Origin of the sequence: Botrimarina mediterranea (genome assembly GCF_007753265.1) — a bacterium.
In the GTDB taxonomy this organism is placed as follows: domain Bacteria; phylum Planctomycetota; class Planctomycetia; order Pirellulales; family Lacipirellulaceae; genus Botrimarina; species Botrimarina mediterranea.
On sequence record NZ_CP036349.1, the window covers coordinates 4,387,525 to 4,405,518 of the forward strand.

General features: G+C 63.9%; 19 protein-coding genes. All 19 read left to right on the forward strand.

What is annotated here, in order from left to right; all coding sequences use genetic code 11:
* The first annotated feature begins 3 nt into the window (after nt 1-3).
* The 19 genes from Spa11_RS16855 (at nt 4) to Spa11_RS16945 (ending at nt 17,926) form a co-directional block, all read left to right on the forward strand.
* On the forward strand, nt 4-1,059 hold the full coding sequence (locus Spa11_RS16855) for a FliG C-terminal domain-containing protein (protein ID WP_145114370.1): 1,056 nt from the start codon (nt 4-6) through the stop codon (nt 1,057-1,059).
* On the forward strand, nt 1,052-1,720 hold the full coding sequence (locus Spa11_RS16860) for a FliH/SctL family protein (RefSeq protein ID WP_145114372.1): 669 nt from the start codon (nt 1,052-1,054) through the stop codon (nt 1,718-1,720). The genes Spa11_RS16855 and Spa11_RS16860 overlap by 8 nt, the downstream gene beginning before the upstream one ends.
* Before the next feature lie 25 nt (nt 1,721-1,745).
* Entirely contained in the window at nt 1,746-3,116 is a 1,371-nt protein-coding gene (locus tag Spa11_RS16865) for a FliI/YscN family ATPase (RefSeq protein ID WP_145114374.1), read from the forward strand.
* Between the two features lie 19 nt (nt 3,117-3,135).
* On the forward strand, nt 3,136-3,603 hold the full coding sequence (fliJ, locus tag Spa11_RS16870; protein WP_145114376.1) for a flagellar export protein FliJ: 468 nt from the start codon (nt 3,136-3,138) through the stop codon (nt 3,601-3,603).
* A gap of 12 nt (nt 3,604-3,615) precedes the next feature.
* Nucleotides 3,616-4,308 (forward strand): hypothetical protein, encoded by a 693-nt coding sequence (locus Spa11_RS16875; protein WP_145114378.1) that lies wholly within the window; start codon nt 3,616-3,618, stop codon nt 4,306-4,308.
* Nucleotides 4,309-4,337: 29 nt separating this feature from the next.
* Complete coding sequence (locus tag Spa11_RS16880) at nt 4,338-5,783, forward strand: flagellar hook-length control protein FliK (protein WP_145114380.1); 1,446 nt, start codon at nt 4,338-4,340, stop codon at nt 5,781-5,783.
* 42 nt (nt 5,784-5,825) lie between these two features.
* Nucleotides 5,826-6,614, forward strand: coding sequence for a flagellar hook assembly protein FlgD (locus Spa11_RS16885; RefSeq protein WP_145114382.1), 789 nt, complete (start codon nt 5,826-5,828; stop codon nt 6,612-6,614).
* Between the two features lie 114 nt (nt 6,615-6,728).
* On the forward strand, nt 6,729-9,209 hold the full coding sequence (locus Spa11_RS16890; protein WP_197529470.1) for a flagellar hook-basal body complex protein: 2,481 nt from the start codon (nt 6,729-6,731) through the stop codon (nt 9,207-9,209).
* 79 nt (nt 9,210-9,288) lie between these two features.
* Nucleotides 9,289-9,495, forward strand: a complete 207-nt coding sequence (locus Spa11_RS16895; protein ID WP_145114386.1) for a flagellar FlbD family protein — start codon at nt 9,289-9,291, stop codon at nt 9,493-9,495.
* A gap of 30 nt (nt 9,496-9,525) precedes the next feature.
* Nucleotides 9,526-10,293 (forward strand): motility protein A, encoded by a 768-nt coding sequence (locus Spa11_RS16900; protein ID WP_145114388.1) that lies wholly within the window; start codon nt 9,526-9,528, stop codon nt 10,291-10,293.
* A gap of 86 nt (nt 10,294-10,379) precedes the next feature.
* On the forward strand, nt 10,380-11,090 hold the full coding sequence (locus Spa11_RS16905; protein WP_145114390.1) for an OmpA/MotB family protein: 711 nt from the start codon (nt 10,380-10,382) through the stop codon (nt 11,088-11,090).
* Nucleotides 11,091-11,097: 7 nt separating this feature from the next.
* On the forward strand, nt 11,098-11,646 hold the full coding sequence (locus tag Spa11_RS16910) for a hypothetical protein (RefSeq protein WP_145114392.1): 549 nt from the start codon (nt 11,098-11,100) through the stop codon (nt 11,644-11,646).
* Nucleotides 11,647-11,703: 57 nt separating this feature from the next.
* Complete coding sequence (gene fliN / locus Spa11_RS16915; RefSeq protein ID WP_145114394.1) at nt 11,704-12,336, forward strand: flagellar motor switch protein FliN; 633 nt, start codon at nt 11,704-11,706, stop codon at nt 12,334-12,336.
* Between the two features lie 114 nt (nt 12,337-12,450).
* Nucleotides 12,451-13,479 carry a FliO/MopB family protein gene (locus tag Spa11_RS16920; RefSeq protein WP_197529471.1) on the forward strand — a complete coding sequence of 343 codons (1,029 nt, stop codon included), beginning with the start codon at nt 12,451-12,453 and terminating at the stop codon, nt 13,477-13,479.
* Nucleotides 13,472-14,386, forward strand: coding sequence for a flagellar type III secretion system pore protein FliP (gene fliP / locus Spa11_RS16925; RefSeq protein WP_145114398.1), 915 nt, complete (start codon nt 13,472-13,474; stop codon nt 14,384-14,386). Before Spa11_RS16920 ends, fliP begins: the two co-directional genes overlap by 8 nt.
* Nucleotides 14,387-14,467: 81 nt before the next feature.
* Nucleotides 14,468-14,734, forward strand: coding sequence for a flagellar biosynthesis protein FliQ (gene fliQ / locus Spa11_RS16930; protein WP_145114400.1), 267 nt, complete (start codon nt 14,468-14,470; stop codon nt 14,732-14,734).
* A gap of 68 nt (nt 14,735-14,802) precedes the next feature.
* Nucleotides 14,803-15,591 carry a flagellar biosynthetic protein FliR gene (locus Spa11_RS16935; protein ID WP_145114402.1) on the forward strand — a complete coding sequence of 263 codons (789 nt, stop codon included), beginning with the start codon at nt 14,803-14,805 and terminating at the stop codon, nt 15,589-15,591.
* A 311-nt stretch (nt 15,592-15,902) separates the two neighbouring features.
* Nucleotides 15,903-16,991 (forward strand): flagellar biosynthesis protein FlhB, encoded by a 1,089-nt coding sequence (flhB, locus tag Spa11_RS16940; protein ID WP_145114404.1) that lies wholly within the window; start codon nt 15,903-15,905, stop codon nt 16,989-16,991.
* A 173-nt stretch (nt 16,992-17,164) separates the two neighbouring features.
* Nucleotides 17,165-17,926, forward strand: a complete 762-nt coding sequence (locus Spa11_RS16945; protein ID WP_145114406.1) for a DUF4261 domain-containing protein — start codon at nt 17,165-17,167, stop codon at nt 17,924-17,926.
* Nucleotides 17,927-17,994 lie beyond the last annotated feature (68 nt).

A 17,994-nucleotide genomic window follows, 5' to 3' on the forward strand; every position in this document is an offset into this window, starting at 1 on the left:
GGCATGACGCCTGTCGCTGAAAACTCGCTACGCAAGGCCGCGGTATTCGTCCGTGGTCTCGCGCCTGACGCCGCCGCGGCAATGCTCGGTCGGCTCTCCGCTGAAGAAGCGCGCGCCTTGCGTGTCGCTATTGCCGAACTTGAGCAAGCAGGGGACGGCAAACCAGCGACGAGCGCGTCGATGCCAGCTTCCCAGGATGGCTCGGTCGAGTTGCAGCTGAGCACCTCGCCCTACAACCCGGGCCCTCAGAATAAGCCGCAGCCAACTACCGAGCCTGAACCGCTCGATGGAGCCGCTTGGTTCCGCCAACTCCGCGACGCCGACCCGCAATCGATCGCCGACTACCTATCGCGCGAACAACCGCGGGCTATCGCTCTGGTGCTCGGCTACCTTCCGCCGGACCTTAGCGCGGGTGTCCTCCAATGCCTGCCGGTGGAGGAGCAACCGCGCGTCGTCGCCCAACTCGCCGACCAGCACGAGGCGGACCCCGACAGCCTCCGTGTCATAGCGACGGGTCTCGCCGACTGGGTGCGTCGTCACCATGAAGAAGACCAGCGGCGCTCGACGCGAGTCGCGACGATCCGCCAGATCGTCGCCGCCACGCCAGAAGATAAACGCCGCGGTTTGCTGGCGACACTCGCCGCGTCGGAGCCGCACCTGGCCGCCGCACTTGCCGACTTGACGCCACAGCAGCCGCCGAAGCCCACGCCAGCCGTGGCGAAGCCAACGCCGGCGCCACAACCGCAGCCGACGCTCACGATCGACGACCTGCGGCGTGTCGATGGCCGAGCGCTCGCCGAAGCGGTCGGCTCACTCGACGCGCGGATGGCGCTGCTGGCCCTCGCCGCGGCGCCCGACGAGGTAGTGAGCAACCTGACGGCCGGCTTGCCCCGGATCGCAGCGCGGGAACTACGCCAGCGGATGCACCGCGTCGGCCCGACGACGCTCGTCGAGATCGACCGCGCGCAATCGGCGCTCGCCCTTGCCGTCGAGCAGGTCGTGAGCCAGCGCCGTACCCAACGCTCCCTAACCGCTCCGGGGGGCATGATCGATGGCTAGCATTCTCCGCCAAGGACTCAACCGCATCACCGGCGCCGATGAGGCGCCGCAACCGCCGGCGTTCACGCTCAGCGACATGGCGTCACAGGGCGACGCCTACGTCCACACGGTGCGAACCGAAGCGACGAAGGTCGTTCAGAAAGCCAAGGCCGAGGCCGACCGCATCCGCAAGAAGGCCGAGGCCGACGGGCAAGCCGCCGCCAAGGCGTCGATGGCGAAGTTGCTTGACGAGCGTATGGGCGCCGAGTTGGCGACCTTGCGGCCGGCACTGCAGTCCGTCGTCTCCGAGATCGAAGCCGCCCGCGGCGAGTGGCACGCACACTGGCGGCAGTCCGCCATCGGTCTAGCTGTCGCGATCGCTGAGAAGATTGTCCGACGCGAACTCCGCGACGATCCCACGATCAGCCAAACTTGGCTCGCCGAGGCATTGGAGTTGGCCGCCGGCGCCAGCGACATCACCGTACGCGTCGCGCCGGTTGACCTGGAAAGCCTCCGGAGTCACGCCGAGGCGCTAGCCGCTTCGATGTCCGGAATAGGCGACGCCCGTTTTGTCGCGGATGAATCGATCGAGCCCGGCGGTTGTCGCGTTGAGACCCGACACGGCTCGATCGATCAGCAATTGAAGACGCAAATCGACCGCTTGTTCGAAGAACTTTCCTAGCAATCCTCCCTCAACCGCAACCGACATGGACGACCTAGCGATCGTCGCCCAAGCGCAGCCGACCGGCATGGTCGGGAGCGTCGTCGAGACGACCGGCCTCTTGGCCACGGTCGCCGACCTCGCTGCGCCGGTGGGCTCGGTCGTGACGATTGGCGCGCGGACACGTTTCGACCGTGGCGCCGTCGAGGGGGAAGTGGTTGGCTTCCGTGGCCGGCTGACGATGGTGTCGCCACTCGGCAGCCTCACCGGCATTCGACGCGGACAGCCCGTGCGGCTCGTCCAAACACAGCGTCGCCTTGCGGTTGGTGACGCGCTCCTAGGGCGCGTCGTCAACGCCAACGGCGAGCCTATCGACGGTCGCGCGCGACCCGCCCTGCCCCACCGTGTCGAGATCAACCGGACGCCTCACCCGGCGCTCGACCGCCCGCCGATCAAGACCATGCTGCCAACCGGCGTGCGGGCGATCGACGCCATGCTCACTTGCGGCCGCGGTCAGCGACTTGGCGTCTTTGCCGGCTCGGGAGTCGGCAAGAGCACGCTCCTGGGCATGATGACGCGATATACCGCCGCCGACGTTGTTGTCATCGGATTAGTGGGCGAACGTGGCCGCGAAGTGAACGAGTTCCTCGAACGCGACCTCGGTCCCGAAGGACGGCAAAAGAGCGTCGTCGTTGTCGCCACGAGCGACGAGCCGGCTCCGATGCGGCTACGGGCGGCTTCGACAGCGACCTCGATTGCCGAGCATTTCCGCGACCAAGGACGTGACGTGTTGCTGCTCGTCGATTCCCTGACACGCACGGCGTTAGCCAGCCGAGAGCTTGGCCTCGCCGCTGGCGAGCCGCCAACAACGCGCGGCTTCCCGCCCTCGACCTTCGCACTACTCCCCAAGATTGTCGAGCGCGCCGGCTGCACCAGCCGCGGCAGCATCACGGCGTTCTACTCGGTCCTCGTCGAAGGCGACGACTCCGACGAACCGATCGCCGACTGCGTGCGTGGCCTACTCGACGGGCACGTCTGGCTGAGCCGTAAGATCGCCGCTCGGGGGCATTTCCCGGCGATCGACGTCAATCAGAGCATCAGCCGCTTGATGTCCGAGATCACGCCTACGCAGCAACAGGCCGCTGCGCAGGTTGTACGACGACTACTTTCGGCCCTGAGCGAGAACGCCGACTTGATTTCAATCGGGGCCTACCGACGCGGCGCCGATCCGATTGTTGACGCAGCGATCGAGTTGCGTAGCGAGATCGACGCTTTGCTCCAGCAGAAGGTCAGTGAGCCATCGGCTCCCGAGCAGGCCATCGCCGCGCTGATTCAACTCGCCAACAAGGCCGCGAACGTCGGCGCCAAGCCGCGCCCCGCCGCGCCGGCGCCGATGACGACAGCCCAACGTAAATAGTTCCTAGGAGTCTCCGCCCGTGGCCCGTCCCTTCCGACTGCAAACCGTCGCCCGACTACGGGAAGAGCGTCGCGACGCCGCGCGTGCGCAGTTGGCCGACGCCTTGCGGGCGGCGGAAGTGCTCGAGGACAAGAGGCAAGATCTAGCAAGGCTGTTCGATGAGTTGCTCGAAGCCCGCCGCCACGCCGCTTCGAGAGCCGACACCAGCTGGCTGATGAGCGCAGGGCGTTACGAGCTGGTGTTGCGGGCCGACGAGAAGACCCTCAACGCCAATATCGCCGCCGTGGAACAAGAAATCGATCGCCGCCGTCAGCATATAGCCGAGGCCGACCGCGATCTGCGAGCCATTGAAGTACTGAGAGAACGCGCTGAGCTAGAAGCTAAGAGGGAAGCCGCTCGACGAGAAGCCAAGGTTCTTGACGAGTTCGCGTCCCGGGCCGCGTACGTCACCCACGCCGATGTCGACGGACTCACCCAGGCGTTCTGAGAGGATTAGACCATGCAGTTCCTATTCGCCACCATCGGGTACACCGCTGTCGCTACCGTTCTGTCCACACTGCTGTGGGTCGGTTACCTGTGGCAGACCGAACGCCTCACCGACGAACGGTTGTTCCGGATCATTGCGATGATCCACGGTGTCGAGACGGGTGAGAAAATCGAGGCGATCGCTCCCATCGGAGACCAATCGTCGGAAGAGGAAGCATCCCTCGAAGAGGTGCGCCGATTGCGACACCTGGCGCTACGGAACTATGAGGCCCGTCAAGAGTCACTCGACCGTGGCAAGTCCGAATTCGATCACAGTCTTGGCCAACTCGTTGAGCAACGCAACCGCGTCGATCAGATGGCGACGGAGTTGAAGAAGCGCATCGACCAAGTCAGCACCGAGACGATCGAGGAAGGCGTTAAGAACGTTGTCCGCGACCTCAAAGTGGCCAAGCCCGAAAAGGGAAAAGAACTGCTGCTGCGGATACTAGAAAGCGGTGGCACGGATCCCGATGCCAAGCAACAAGCGCTCGATCAAGTAATTCAGATCATCAACACGATGCCGATCGACACCTGGTCCGACATGCTAAACAAGTTCGAGGGCCCTGCTGAACTGGATCAGCTGCACCGGATCCAGGCCCAGCAACTCGAGGGCGGCGAGAAGCGGCGAGTCCTCCAAGAGGCGCTCGGCCAACTGGGAAACAAGTAACACCGGCAACGCCCGACACGAGCCCGATCATGCCTGAACAAGTCCAATCCAGAGCGTCACTGCTCACGCTGACAGCGTCAAAGCCGCCTCGCGCCGAAACGGCTCGCGACGCTGCCAGCGACTTCGGCGCCGAGCTGACGACAGCGGTCGAAGAGATGACGGCTCAGCCCGCTGAAGCGTCGACAGGAAGCGCTGCTAGGACGAAAGCCAAGGACGCAAAAGCGGCAGCAGAGCGGAGCGACGAAGTCTCAGACGCCGAAACCGCCGAAGCCGCAGCTTCCGAATCGGCAGCGGCCGCAGCCGAGGCCTCTGCCGTTGAAGAAGCCGAAACCAACTCTGAAGAAGCGGCCGAGGAGGCCGAGTTACTGGCGACCTTCGTTGTCACTGAGACAATCGTCTTGGAAACATCGCCCGACGTTGTCCTTCCCGAGGACGCCACCACCATGATCGACGTCGAGTCGGGCGCCAATCATGGCGTCGGTGAGGCGTTCAATTCCGCAACCGAAGGGTCCACTTCACCCGACACAACCGCGGTTATCGACGCCGTTCTCGATTCCGATCTCGCTGCCGAAGCCGAGCAATCGCCCTCGCCATTCTCAAACGAAGGTGACCCGAACCCAACGCAGCTTGCCGCCACGACTCACTCTGACGCTGAGGATGCGCTGCTGAACTCCGGTCAGCCACAAGCCGCGATCCAGGGCTCTCTGGATCAAGGGTCAAGCGTCGCTGTGGCGGATGCCGCTGCTCTCAGAGCGAGCGACTCCGCCGAGATCGACAAGTCATCAACCGAGCAGCAGGACGCCGAATCGCACGACACACCGGAGGCGCCTCGCCCTTCCGCCACCGAAACGGCACTTGCCGTCGCCGCATTGCCGCGAGAGTCCGACAGTGAATCAGGCGAATCTTCGCCCCATGAAGCAGCGGACCCAACCGAAGCCAACGCTATAGAGGGAGCAAGATCACGTGACACGGCTCGGGCCGAGTCGGCCGATGAGGCGGCCCTCCCCGAACGGCCGAACATCGACCCGGCGCGGTTCGTTTCGCGGGTCAGCCGCGCGATCGAGTTCGCCGACCAACGCGGCGGAGGCCCCGTCGAGTTGCGGCTGAGCCCGCCGGAACTCGGCTCGCTGCAAGTCAAGATTCAGGTCAAAGACGGCGTGATGACAGCGAAGCTCGAGGTCGAGACCCCCGCCGCCCGCAACGCCCTGCTCGACAACCTGCCGGCGTTGCGCGACCGGCTCGAACAACAACAAGTCCGCATCGACAAGTTCGACGTAGACGTCCGCGACCAACAACAGCAGCGCGGCGGCGATTGGCGCCAACACCAAGACCAGCGTCAGCAAATGGATCAGCAACAACCGCGTCACGACACGCGAGCACCACGGCAACCGCCGGCTGCGGCGACCACTACCGTCGAGGCCCGCCCCGTCCGCACAATCTCGTACGCCAACAACGGCATCAACCTCGTTGTCTAAGCGTCGTCCAGCCGCTCACGCAAACGACCCCCCAAAGCGACTATGACACTAATCGACGACTCAGCCGCCCAAGCCGCTGCAAAAGCGAAGTACGCGCAGACACAACAGACATACACGCCCAAGCGAAGCTCGGTCCAAGACATGGACCTCGACGCATTTCTGAACCTGATGCTCACCGAGCTTCAGAATCAGGACCCGCTGGACCCCATGGACAACCAGGAGATGCTCAACACCATGGGGCAGATCCGTGAGATCAGTGCGAGCGATAAATTGACGGCGACTCTCGATTCCGTGCTGCTAGGGCAGAACGTTTCGACTTCCGCGGGTCTCATCGGTAAGGAAGTCGAGGGATTGACCGACGCCGGACGACGCGTCACGGGCGAAGTCTTGCAAGTCTCAATCAACGATGGCGCCCCGGTCCTTGAGCTGGCTGTCGAAACTTCCGCCGAAGCCGGCTCGGCCGAAGGCAAGATCGATCCCGGCACGTACCGGTATGAAATCGTTTGGGAGACCGAAGATGGCGTCTTCAGTGTTCAAACCGAGGTCGATACCGAGGACTTGGGCGACGACTTCCAGGGGTCGATCCAGTTGCGAAATCTCCCGCAACTAGACGCAAAAGTGCCCCGCAAAGTCTACCGAACCGATGGCAATGGCGATCCGCGACTCGTTGGCACACTTCCCAACGGGACCTCTAGCGGGTTCACCGACGCTAAAGCGACCGCCGAGTTGGGCTCCGAGACCCTCACCGGCCCGCGTAGCATCTTCGCCTACGCCGAATCGATCAAAGTCAAGCTATCGAACGTCAGCGGCATCCAGAGACTGGTGAACTAGCTTCGTCGAGAGCAATACAAAGGGTGGGCCGTCCGACGCGATCGTCGGGCGTGAACGGAACAACAACGCAACCCACGGATACGGGAGCGAGAAGAAATGGGTCTACAATCCGCCATGACCACGGCCCTCACGGGCATGCAAGGGTCCGAGACGGTCATCGATGTCGTCGGCAATAACATCGCCAACTCGAACACGGTCGGCTTCAAGGCGTCGGACGTGCTCTTCGCGACGCAGTTCCTTCAGACACAATCGATCGGATCGGCGCCGAGCGACCGCAACGGCGGCACCAACCCCCGCCAGATCGGCCTCGGCGTGAAGGTCGCCGAGATTGCGCCCAACTTTAGCCAAGGCACGATCGAGATCAGCTCGAACCCCCTCGACCTCGCGATCCAAGGCAGCGGCTTCTTGATGGTCCAAGGCTCGCAGGGCGAGCAGCTGTACACCCGCAACGGCCAACTCAAGCTCAATAGCGAGAACCAGATTGTCACCGCCAACGGCAACAAGTTGCTCGGCTATGGCTTGCGTGAAGGATCCTTCGAACTCAACGAAGCGTTTGTCCAGCCGCTGACAATCGCCCTGGGCGGCGAACGCGTCGCGCAAGCAACGACCGAGGCGGTCTTCCAGGGTGTGCTAAACCCGACCGTCAACGCCGGAACGGTACCGGCCGCAATCCAATCCGAAGTGATGGGTGACGGGTCCGTCGTCTACCCTAACGGCGAAGTCACGACCGGCACGGGAACGGACGCCGACCCCTTTGTCACCACCGACCTTTTCAACTCGGACGATGTCGAGATCCGAACCCCGCCGACACCGGGTACGGCGGCCTTCTCGACACCCGGCACACCGACGGGGCTCGTGGGCGGCACCTACGCCTACCGCATTACCTACGTTGACGGCAGCGGCCGTGAAACGTCCCCGTCGACGGTATTCAACGTCACCGGCGTCGGAGTCGACGACCAGATCGATTTGACCGATTTGCCCGATATCTCATCCATCCCCGGCAACCCCTACACCAATATCAACATCTACCGGCTTGACCCGGGAGCGACTGAATATCGGCTGAGCGGAACGGTCGCCATGGGAACCACAACGTTCACCGACGGCAACGACGTTTCGGCGGGGGCAGCCCTCAACACCAACACGTTGGAGAACGGTTCGTATACCTACTACGTCACCTACCTCAACCCGGCGAACAACAACGAGTCGCGGCCCTCGGTGGCGCTTGGGCCTTTCGCGGTCAGCGACGATGACAGCTCGGTCCGGCTGGATTTCACCGACCTGCAGTTGCCAACCGATCCGAACTACAGCCGGATGAAAATCTACCGCAACGCGGAGGGGAGCACTGCGACGTTCTATGAGGTCGCCAACCTACCGCTGCCAACTCCCGGCGCCGATAGCTGGATCGACAAGGCGCCGAGCACTTCGATCACGGGCAACAGCCAGCTGAACTTCGACGGCGTCGGCGCCGCGGGCGGCACGCTTCTTGCCAACGTCCAGCTCCGAAATGGATCGACCTACGCACGTCCGTTCGCCGAACTCGGCACTCTGCAATTCACGGGCGAGGTCGGCGGAACTCAGCAGGCGCCGCAATCGCTTGAAATCACCGCAACAACGACGGTGCAAGACTTCCTTGACTTCGTCAACGACGCACTCGGCCTGCAACAGCAGTCCAACGTCAATGGTAGGCCACTCCCGGTCGGCGGCGGCTCGGTGTCGATCGTCAATGGCGTCGTCACCGTGACTAGTAACTACGGCGAAGAGAACACCGTGGGCATCCCGCTGACGGCCTTCCGTCTGACGCCAGCCGGACAGGTTGTGACCCAAACGGTCGATCTCACATTCTCCGAGTCGCAAGAAGCCAATGGCCCTGGCACCTCGACCGAGTTCGTCGTCTACGACTCGCTCGGCTCGCCGCTAACGGTGCGGATGACGACGGTCCTCGAGGCCGCCGACAGCAACAGCACCACCTATCGTTGGTACGCCAGTTCGGGCGACAGCCAGCCGGTCGCGCCGGAGCTAACGACCGTCGTCGGTAACGGCCTGATGGTCTTCGACAGCCGCGGCAATCTCATCAGCTCGCCCTCCGCACGGATCAGCGTCCAACGGGAACTGACGGCGAGCGAATCGCCGCTCGAGATCGAGCTCAACCTCGAACAAGTAACCGCGCTCGCCGAGACCGACTCCTCGGGCAACGCGGTCAGCAGCCTCAACATGGTGCGGCAAGACGGCTTCCCGCCGGGCGTGCTCACCGACTTCATCATCACCGACAGCGGACTGATCCAAGGCCAGTTCTCCAACGGCACGCAGCGAACATTGGGCCAGGTGCTGATGGCGCGCTTCGCCAACGACGGCGGCTTAAGGCAGGTCGGTAATGGCCTCTACTCGGCAAGCGTCAACTCCGGCACAGCCTTCGTTAGTTCGCCTGGTGAAGACGGCATTGGCACACTGACGGCGGGCGCCGTCGAGCTTTCCAACACCGATATCGGTCAGGACCTCGTGAAGATGATCCTGGCGCAAACACAATACCAAGCCGGTTCGCGGGTGATTTCAACCGCCCAGCAGCTGCTGGACGAGCTCTTGGCGCTCAACCGCTAAGCCGCGTCGGCGTGAGCTAAGTTACTTCGGCGGATCGTGCGCGCCGCACGGTCGGCTGCTGGTTGTAAGGGTAGTGACGGTGATCCGGTTGAATCGACTCGACGAAGAGGCGTTTCTGCTCAACGCAGAATTGATCAAGTACGTCGAGTCCCGCCCGGACACCTTCATCACCCTCACAACCGGCGATCGCATCGTCGTCACCCAATCGATGGACGAGGTCATGCGGCGGACACTGGAGTACCACCAGACCAAGGGACTGCTCCCCCCCACGGGGAAGCAGTCGTAGCGGCAGCTTACTCACTGACTTTACGGCCACATGGACATCGCAACAGTCGTCGGCACGATCCTCTCGATCCTATTGATCGTGGGCTCGATCATTGTCGGTGGCGGCAGTTTCATGGCGTTTATTGACATTCCCTCGATCCTCGTGGTGATCGGTGGGTCGATCGCCGCTGCGCTGATCTCGTTCCCGCTGCCAAACTTCCTGGGCGTCTTTGGCGTCACCATGAAGTGCGTCTTCTGGAAAGTCGACTCCACCGAAGACGTCATCAAACAGATCGTCTCGCTGTCGGAGGTCGCCCGTCGTGAAGGGATCCTGGCTCTCGAAAGTAAGACCGCTGAGATCGATAACGACTTCATCAAGCTCGGCATCCAGATGGCGGTCGACGGCACGCGGCCCGAGGTGATGGAGGATATCCTCCGCACCGAGCTCGACGCCATCTCCACACGCCACCGCGACGGCAAAGCCCTGCTCGACTGCATGGGCCGCTTCGCCCCCGCCTTCGGCATGATCGGCACTCTGATGGGACTCGTGATCATGCTCGGCGACATGAGCGATCCCTCGAAGATCGGCGCCGGCATGGCCGTTGCGCTCTTGACGACGCTCTACGGCGCCATCGCTTCGAACGTCTTGTTCCTGCCTTTCGCCGAGAAGCTCGGCTACACGAGCAAGAAGGAGCGACTCACGATGGACATCATCATCCGCGGCGTTATGGCGATCCAGTCGGGCGAGAACCCACGCGTCATCGAACAAAAGCTCAACACGTTCATCCCCCCTAAACAGCGGGCGAAAGAGGCGGCGTAGAAGCGTGGCTCGAGACTCGCGCCATCCGCCGCTGAGCCTCACCAAGCGATCCCCACGACACCAAGCCCGCCTCCAAACAGCTCACCATGGACGACGACGAACCAGTCCCCGGCATCCCCGAATGGGTCGTCACCTTCGGTGACATGATGTCGCTGCTGCTGACGTTCTTCATCATGCTCGTTTCGATGAGCGAGATGAAGCAAGAAGACAAGTTTCAGGCGATGCTGGAGTCGATGCGTCAGCAGTTCGGCCACGAGTCCTCGATGGCGTCGATGATCCCCGGCAGCAGTCCCCCTCTGAACTCCTCGATGCCGGCCATGGCGGCCATGGGCCGCGCCAAGCGACTGGACATCATGCGTGGCGGTAACCCGGTGAAATCGACGACGGGCGACGCTTCGCTCGTCAGGACGATCCGACCGGGACGCGACACGGCCGTTGGCGGCGTGGTGTTCTTTGGCGAGGACGACGCAAACCTCACGGATGAAGCCAAAGAAAGCCTGCGGGCAATCGCCGAACAGGTCGCCGGCAAGCCGCAAAAAATCGAGGTTCGCGGTCACACGTCACGTAAGCCCGCCCCGCTGGGGCAAACCCACTGGACGCTGGCCTCCGAAAGGGCCGGCGTCGTCAAAGACTATCTGGTCGAGCTAGGAATCGACTCGGAGCGCATCCGCCTCGGTTCGGCGGGAGCGAACGAGCCGCTCGATAACAAGATCGACATCGAAAGTCGCCAACGGAATGCGCGCGTCGAGGTCCTCCTGTGGGACGAGCCTGTGACTCGTCCCGCCGCACCGGAGTAAGGCCGCCATGCCGCAAGAGAACGAAACCCCCACCAAGAAGCCTTCGTCCCTATTCCGCCTGATCAAGGCGCTGGGCATCGTCTCGGCGCTCGTTGTCGTCGAGATGGTAGGCGCCTCGATGCTGATCCCCTCTGCCGAAGAGACCGAGCAACTCGCCAGCGAGCTTGTTCAAGCCGCCAAAGGCGAAGAGATCACCTCCACGGACGTGGAGACCGCTAAGGTTGAGAAGGGCGTTGTCACCAAGGAGGTCGAGCTCCTGACCGACAACATCACCCGCTTCAATCCCGACACCGACATGACGCTGAACGTCCAGTTCTCGATTTACGGCGTCGTGCTAGCTGACGAGGAGGCGGAGTTCCTCCTTGAATACGCAACGAACTCCAACCGCATCCACGAGCAGATCATGCTCACCATCCACGCCGCCGAGTCAGCCGACCTCGCTAACGCCGGGTTGGGGTTGATCAAGCGTCAGATTCTTGAGAAGACCAACCGGACCCTCGGGCGGCCGATGCTGCGCGAGGTGGTTTTCACGAAGCTGAACTTCGTCGAACGATAGCGTTCGACGGAGCCAACACGCACGGAAGCGCGGCCCCGCCCGGGGCGTCTGGGTCTCATGGCTGACGACTCGCAACTCAAACAGGACGACATCGAAGCCCTGCTCGCCGCGGCGAGCGCTGGCTCGGCGGCGCCCGAACCCCCCAGCGCGCCTTCTACGTCGACGCCTTCGGCTGGGGATTCGTTCGCACTCGGGCAGGACGAGATCGAGGCGCTGATGTCGGGGGCATCCACCGGGACCGCTGCCGCTCCAAACTTCGCCGCGGGTCCGTCGCCAGGCTACGCCGCATCCGACAAGCCGTCAAACGACGTCGAATTGCTTCTCGACAAGGCCCAAGCCGCGATCGCCTCGCTCGACGAGTACGACGCTAGCGATCTCCCCGACGGCGTGCAGCCCTTCCGGCTCGAATCCTTCGGCGGCAGCCCCGCTAACACCGAGACCGCGACCATCGAGCTGGTTCGCGACGTGCAACTCGACCTGAAGATCGAACTCGGCCGCACCCGGATGCCGCTGGAGGACGTCCTTCGCTTGCGCCGCGACGCCGTGGTGTCGCTCGACAAGCTGGCGGGCGATCCGGTTGACGTGTACGTCAACGGCCGCCTCATCGCCCGTGGCGAGGTCCTGGTGCTCAATGACAACTTCTGCGTCCGTGTGACGGAGTTGATCGTTGGTGATTCCGCGGTGGCGTAAAGCCGCTAGCGGCGCCTTTCTTCCGCGGTTGGTCTGGCCCGGCACGCCGCGCGTTCCTATAAGCCGACTCTGCGCCGATTTTTTGGCGGAATGGCTCAAGGAACGACCCGGACGATGCCGACACGCTTCTGCCCAACGCTGCTGCTAGCACTCGCCGCCGCGTGCGCGTCGGCGGACGTGGGCGTCGGCGCGGAAGCGATCGTTCCCCGCAACGAGTTCGCCCGGATCCGGCCCGGCGTGTCGTCGAGCGGGCCGCAGGGAATGCGGCGCGTCGATTCGAACGTCGAGCCCGCCACGTTCCACTCGCTGGGTCTCTCGGCGCCGCTCTCGCCTCCGAAGTCGGTGGTAGACAACGCTCTCCAAGCGACGAAGGACCCAAAGGTCTCCGAGCTGATTGTCTCGAACCCAGCTCCGGCGCCAGAGGAGAGCGTTCGCTTGCCAACCGAGTCGGTGGCCGAACCCGTCACCCTAACTCCCCCTACCAGCGCCGAGCCCTTGCCGCTCGCCATGAAGCCGGAACGGGCCACGAACCAACCCGATTCGCTGAACGTCGCTGCGCCGCCTGACGCCTCGCCCGGGCGACTCTTGCTCGGCGCTCCAGCCGACGACAAACCCTCGCAGCCACGGCACGGCGCCTCGTCCAACCCGCTCGACGCCGTCATGAACTGGCGTCCCTCATCGCAACAGATGACCGCCACCGGCGCCGGCTTGGCGATCACGGTCGGTCTCTTGCTGTCGTTCATCTGGCTCGTCCGCAGCATGGCGCCGAAAGCGTCGCGACCGCTGCCGCGCGAAGTCGTCGAGGTCCTCGGCCGGACGCCGCTGGGAAGTAAACAGATGACACAGCTGGTGCGAGTCGGTCATAAGCTGGTGCTCATCGCCATCACGCCCGACGGCGCCGAGACGCTCACCGAGATCACCGACCCCGAGGAGGTCGCGCGACTTGTCGCCGCTTGCGACTCCAGTGGCGGCCGCGGCTCGACCGCCGAGTTCGATGCGATGCTCCGCCAGATGGAGTCCGAGCGCACCCGGCCCGGCTTCCTCGACACGAGCGACAACCACCGCTACGACGACGCAGCGTTCGACCCGCGCTCGCTCGCGGCCGCGTACGCCAACACCCCCGGAGGCCGTGGCGATGGTTAGCCTCCTCAAGGCGATGACTCTCGTGGCGATGCTGCTCGCTGCAACGACCGTGCTCGCACAGAGTGAGTACGACGCGATTGCCGCCGCCGCGGAGTTGCCTTCGCCGGGCATGACGATCCTCGAACCGGCCCTCATCAGCGAGGCTCCCGAGGCGAAAGACGGCGAGCCCCTCTCGCTGATCGGGCTCAGCGGCCCGAACGAGTGGACGAAGCCCGAGCGGCTCAGCTCGACGCTGCAGGTGATGCTGATGATGACCGTCATCAGCCTCGCGCCGGCGGTGCTGCTGATGACGACCTGCTTCGTTCGCGTCATCGTCGTGCTGGGTCTCTTGCGCCAGGCGCTGGGCACCCAACAGGCGCCGCCCAGCCAGGTGCTCACCTCGATCACACTCTTCGTGACCCTGCTGGTGATGACGCCCGTCTGGACCGAGAGCTACGAGAACGGCATCAAGCCCTACACCGACGGCCAGATCCCCCTCGATCAAGCATTCGCCAATGCCGCCGCGCCGATGCGTGACTTCATGGGGAAGCAAATCGAGATGACGAAGAACGAGGAAAGTGTTCGGATGTTCTTGCGTCGACTGCCCGAGGCGATCGACCCCGAGACCAACGAGATCCGAACAAACTATCGGCTTTATGATCTTGAAGAGGGTTACGAGTACGTCCCCCTCGCCGCTATCCTTCCCGCCTACATGCTGAGCGAACTGAAGACCGCGTTCCTCATCGGCTTCCAGGTCTATCTGCCCTTCGTGATCCTCGACATCGTCGTCGCCAGCGTGACGATCTCGATGGGCATGCTGATGCTCCCTCCCGTGCTGATCTCGCTCCCCTTCAAGCTCCTGCTCTTCGTGCTGCTCGACGGCTGGACGCTGGTGATAGGCATGCTCATGCAAAGCTTTGCGTGGTAGCTGCGCAACAGGCAAGGGGCTCTGGGACGGGGGACGAGGGCTTTCCATTCCGCAATCCGCAATCCCAAATTCCGCAACCGAATGGACCCTCAACTCGCCATCGACATCAGTCGCGACGCTCTGTTCATGACGTCGATCATCTCGGCGCCGGTGCTCGTGGCGGGCATGTTCGTCGGTCTGGTGATCGGGCTGTTGCAAGCGCTGACACAGATTCAAGAGCAGACCGTCGCGTTCGTTCCGAAGCTCGTGGCGATGGGTTTGGCGCTCGCACTGACGCTGCCGTGGATTCTGGCGCAGCTGCTCGATTACTCGGAGAGCCTGTTCCGAAATATCCCATCGACGTTGTAAGTCTTCGCCGGCGCCACCCCTGGCTAGCGCCGACGGCTCACCTCCTGCCGACTGCCGACCGCCCCCCCATGTCCGGCCTCGAAGCGCAACTGACAGAGCTCGGCGTCTTGTTTGCGCTGATCCTGACGCGCGTCGGGGCGGTTGTCGCAACGGCGCCGATCCTCAGCGACGCGACCCTGCCTGTCCGCGTGAAGGGCCTGATGGCGGTCGCGCTCGCAGCGATGGTGACGCCCGTCACGCTGCAAACGATGACGACGCCCCTCCCCTCGACGAACTCGCTGATCGAACTCGGCGTGCTCGCCGCCTCCGAAGCCGCGGTTGGCCTGGCGCTCGGTCTCGGCCTGATGGTCGTCCTCGCCGGCGTGCAGATCACCGGCCAAGTCGTCGGCCAGATGAGCGGCATGGCACTCGCCGAAGGCGCCGACCCGGTATTTGGCGACACCGCCAGCGTCTTCGGTCAAATCTATTACCTCGTGACAACCGCCGTCTTTGTCGCCGCCGGCGGGTTATCGATGCTGCTCGAAGGCCTGCTCGAAACGCTCCGTCTCGCCCCACCGGGGAGCGGCTACTCGGTGCACGAAATCGCCAACGGCTTCATCGGCCTATTGGGCTTGGGCTTCGAGCTCGGCATCCGCGCTTCGGCGCCGCTGCTCTTGGCGTTGTTCCTCGCCACGCTGGTGCTTGGCCTCATCAGCCGCACGCTGCCGCAACTCAACACGATGGCCGTCGGCTTCGGCCTCAACGCGATGCTCACTCTCGGCGTGATGATGGCGTCGATGGGCGCCGTCGCCTACGCCTTCCAAGGCCCCCTCACGTCCGTCATCACCTCCGTCGCCAGTTCGGTTGGCGGAGGTTAGGAAGAGGGATGGGGAAATGACTGGAGATAAGGGGATCGTAAGCGGACGAGCAAAGGTTGTCGTGATGAAAGTCGGGCGACGCGCAACGCCTCTACCAAACGACATCAACTGTGGGAGGCGTCTCCAGACGCCGATTACGGTCTCCTGGCCAAATACGGCTTGGTGCGCGTAATCGGCGTCTGGAGACGCCTCCTACAGCGGACGCTCCGGGCAACGCGCAGTACGACAACAAGTCCTCTCAAACACAACGGCCGCTTTCGATCCCCCCTATCGCCAACATCTTCCAGCTCCCTTCTTAACCTCACCACCCAATGTCCGAGCAATCCGGCGAGAAGTCGTTCGACGCGACGCCTCACCGGCGGCAGAAGGCGCGTGAGCAGGGGCAGGTGCCGTACAGCCAGGACCTCGGCTCCGCCATCCTGCTGCTCGCCGGGGCGGGGCTGCTCTACACGTTCCAAGAGAACATCGCCGAGTCGATGCAGCGCGTTACGCGCCGGCTGCTCACCGAGCCGCTCGACATGGTCGCCGACGCCAACAACGCCAGCGCGACGTTGCTCGGTCTGGCGAGCGAAATGGCGATCGCGCTGGCCCCGGTGATCGGCCTCCTGCTGCTCGCCGCCGTTGCGACAAGCATCGGCCAAGTCGGCTTCCTCTTCGTCCCCGACAAGCTCGCCCCCGACATCAGCCGTATCAGCCCGCTGAAGGGCTTCGGCCGACTCTTTTCGATGCAGGGCGTCATGAAGCTCGGCTTCGGCCTCTTCAAGGTCGCCGTCGTCGCCGCCGCCACCATCATGGCGGTGACGCCACGCATCTCCGGCGTGCTCGAAGCGGCGCGGCTCGGATCGCCCCAACTCATCGGCCTGATCGTCGATACGGCCTTCGCAACGGTCTTCGCCGCCGGCTTGGCGCTGCTGATCCTGGCGCTCGCCGACCTGTTCTTCCAACGCTGGAAGCACGAGCAGGACCTCAAGATGACGGCGCAGGAAATGAAGGAGGAGATGAAGAACCTGCAAGGCGACCCTGAGATCGCCGCCCGCCGCCGGCAGGTGCAGCGGCAGATGGCCCAGGCGCGGATCTCCGGCGCGGTCCCCAAGGCGGACGTCGTCGTCACCAACCCGACCGAACTCGCCGTCGCCCTGCAGTACGACCCCGACACAATGGCCGCCCCCGTCGTGGTCGCCAAAGGCGCTGGCGTGCTCGCCCAACGCATCCGCCGGCTGGCCCTTGAGAACAACGTGCCGATCGTCGAACGCAAGCCGCTCGCCCAGCTCCTCTACAAAGAAGTCGATATCGGCCGCGCCGTGCCGACCGACAGCTACGCCGCCGTCGCCGAAGTCCTGGCGTACGTCTACCAACTCAAGGGCAAGAAGCCCCCCAAGCCACCCCAGGCCGCAGCGTAACCAAACCGAACCAACGTCAGCCGAGCCGGGAAGCGTAAGCTCCCGGAGTTGAGGAGGCCGTTTCATTTTGAATGATGCCGCTTACCTCCGGGGGCTAGCGCCACCCGGCTCGCATAGAACGTCTCCTGGCGCGGCGGTCGAACTTCTGCGGGGCAGACTTTATACTCTGGGGCATGTCAGCCCCCTCAATCGCCCTCGTTGCTCTGTCCCGCCCGTCGCTCCCCGACGCCGACGCCGTCGCCGCGGAACTCGGGAGACTCATCGCCGCCGCGCCCGCGCCGCGGGTCACGAGCCGCACCGACGCCGCGTTCACGCTCGCCTTCGAAGGGGGCGCCACCGCCAACGTGACGCTCGTCGATAAACCGATCCCCTGGGAGCGGATCGAAGGCCCTTGCGCCACCGCCTGGTACTGGCCCGAGGCCGAGGCCGCGATGCGTCCGCACACGGCCCACCTCTTCGTCACGCTGCTGGACGAATCCAAGCGGCTGATCGACGTGAGCTTCCGCCTTACTCGGGTCCTGGTGGCGACCGCAGCCAACGCCCCGGCGGTCGGCCTCGTCTGGGGCGCGAGCGGCGCCGTGCACGAGCCGCAGGCGTTCGCCGAACTCGCCGCCCAGTCATCCGACAGCGACCTGCCCCTCAACCTCTGGATCGACTTCCGGGTCTACCAGCAAGATGCGGGCGTCGGCTACGGCTTCTTCACCACCGGTATGGAAGCCCTCGGCCGCCGAGAACTCGAAGTCCCGCACTACGATGGCGAACCCCAACACCTCGTCGCCGCCGCGTACAACATCGCCCACTACATCTTGGAAAAGGACGCGGCGATCAAAGACGCCGAAGTCATCGGCCTTCCCGACGAATCGCAGGTGACGATCCGCGAAGACCGGTCGATGATCGACCCCGAGCAGGACGTGGTGCGGCTAGAGTTCAACTGAGAAGTACTGAAGACTCACTGACAATGTAAAAGTAGCGGCAAGCCACTAGCCCACCAGTCGATGCACAG

Coding starts and splice junctions, on each gene's coding strand:
- Spa11_RS16855 (WP_145114370.1), top strand. CDS start 4: ATGACGCCTGTCGCTGAAAACTCGCTACGCAAGGCCGCGGTATTCGTC.
- Spa11_RS16860 (WP_145114372.1), top strand. CDS start 1,052: ATGGCTAGCATTCTCCGCCAAGGACTCAACCGCATCACCGGCGCCGAT.
- Spa11_RS16865 (WP_145114374.1), top strand. CDS start 1,746: ATGGACGACCTAGCGATCGTCGCCCAAGCGCAGCCGACCGGCATGGTC.
- Spa11_RS16875 (WP_145114378.1), top strand. CDS start 3,616: ATGCAGTTCCTATTCGCCACCATCGGGTACACCGCTGTCGCTACCGTT.
- Spa11_RS16880 (WP_145114380.1), top strand. CDS start 4,338: ATGCCTGAACAAGTCCAATCCAGAGCGTCACTGCTCACGCTGACAGCG.
- Spa11_RS16885 (WP_145114382.1), top strand. CDS start 5,826: ATGACACTAATCGACGACTCAGCCGCCCAAGCCGCTGCAAAAGCGAAG.
- Spa11_RS16890 (WP_197529470.1), top strand. CDS start 6,729: ATGACCACGGCCCTCACGGGCATGCAAGGGTCCGAGACGGTCATCGAT.
- Spa11_RS16900 (WP_145114388.1), top strand. CDS start 9,526: ATGGACATCGCAACAGTCGTCGGCACGATCCTCTCGATCCTATTGATC.
- Spa11_RS16905 (WP_145114390.1), top strand. CDS start 10,380: ATGGACGACGACGAACCAGTCCCCGGCATCCCCGAATGGGTCGTCACC.
- Spa11_RS16910 (WP_145114392.1), top strand. CDS start 11,098: ATGCCGCAAGAGAACGAAACCCCCACCAAGAAGCCTTCGTCCCTATTC.
- fliN (WP_145114394.1), top strand. CDS start 11,704: ATGGCTGACGACTCGCAACTCAAACAGGACGACATCGAAGCCCTGCTC.
- Spa11_RS16920 (WP_197529471.1), top strand. CDS start 12,451: ATGCCGACACGCTTCTGCCCAACGCTGCTGCTAGCACTCGCCGCCGCG.
- fliP (WP_145114398.1), top strand. CDS start 13,472: ATGGTTAGCCTCCTCAAGGCGATGACTCTCGTGGCGATGCTGCTCGCT.
- fliQ (WP_145114400.1), top strand. CDS start 14,468: ATGGACCCTCAACTCGCCATCGACATCAGTCGCGACGCTCTGTTCATG.
- Spa11_RS16935 (WP_145114402.1), top strand. CDS start 14,803: ATGTCCGGCCTCGAAGCGCAACTGACAGAGCTCGGCGTCTTGTTTGCG.
- flhB (WP_145114404.1), top strand. CDS start 15,903: ATGTCCGAGCAATCCGGCGAGAAGTCGTTCGACGCGACGCCTCACCGG.
- Spa11_RS16945 (WP_145114406.1), top strand. CDS start 17,165: ATGTCAGCCCCCTCAATCGCCCTCGTTGCTCTGTCCCGCCCGTCGCTC.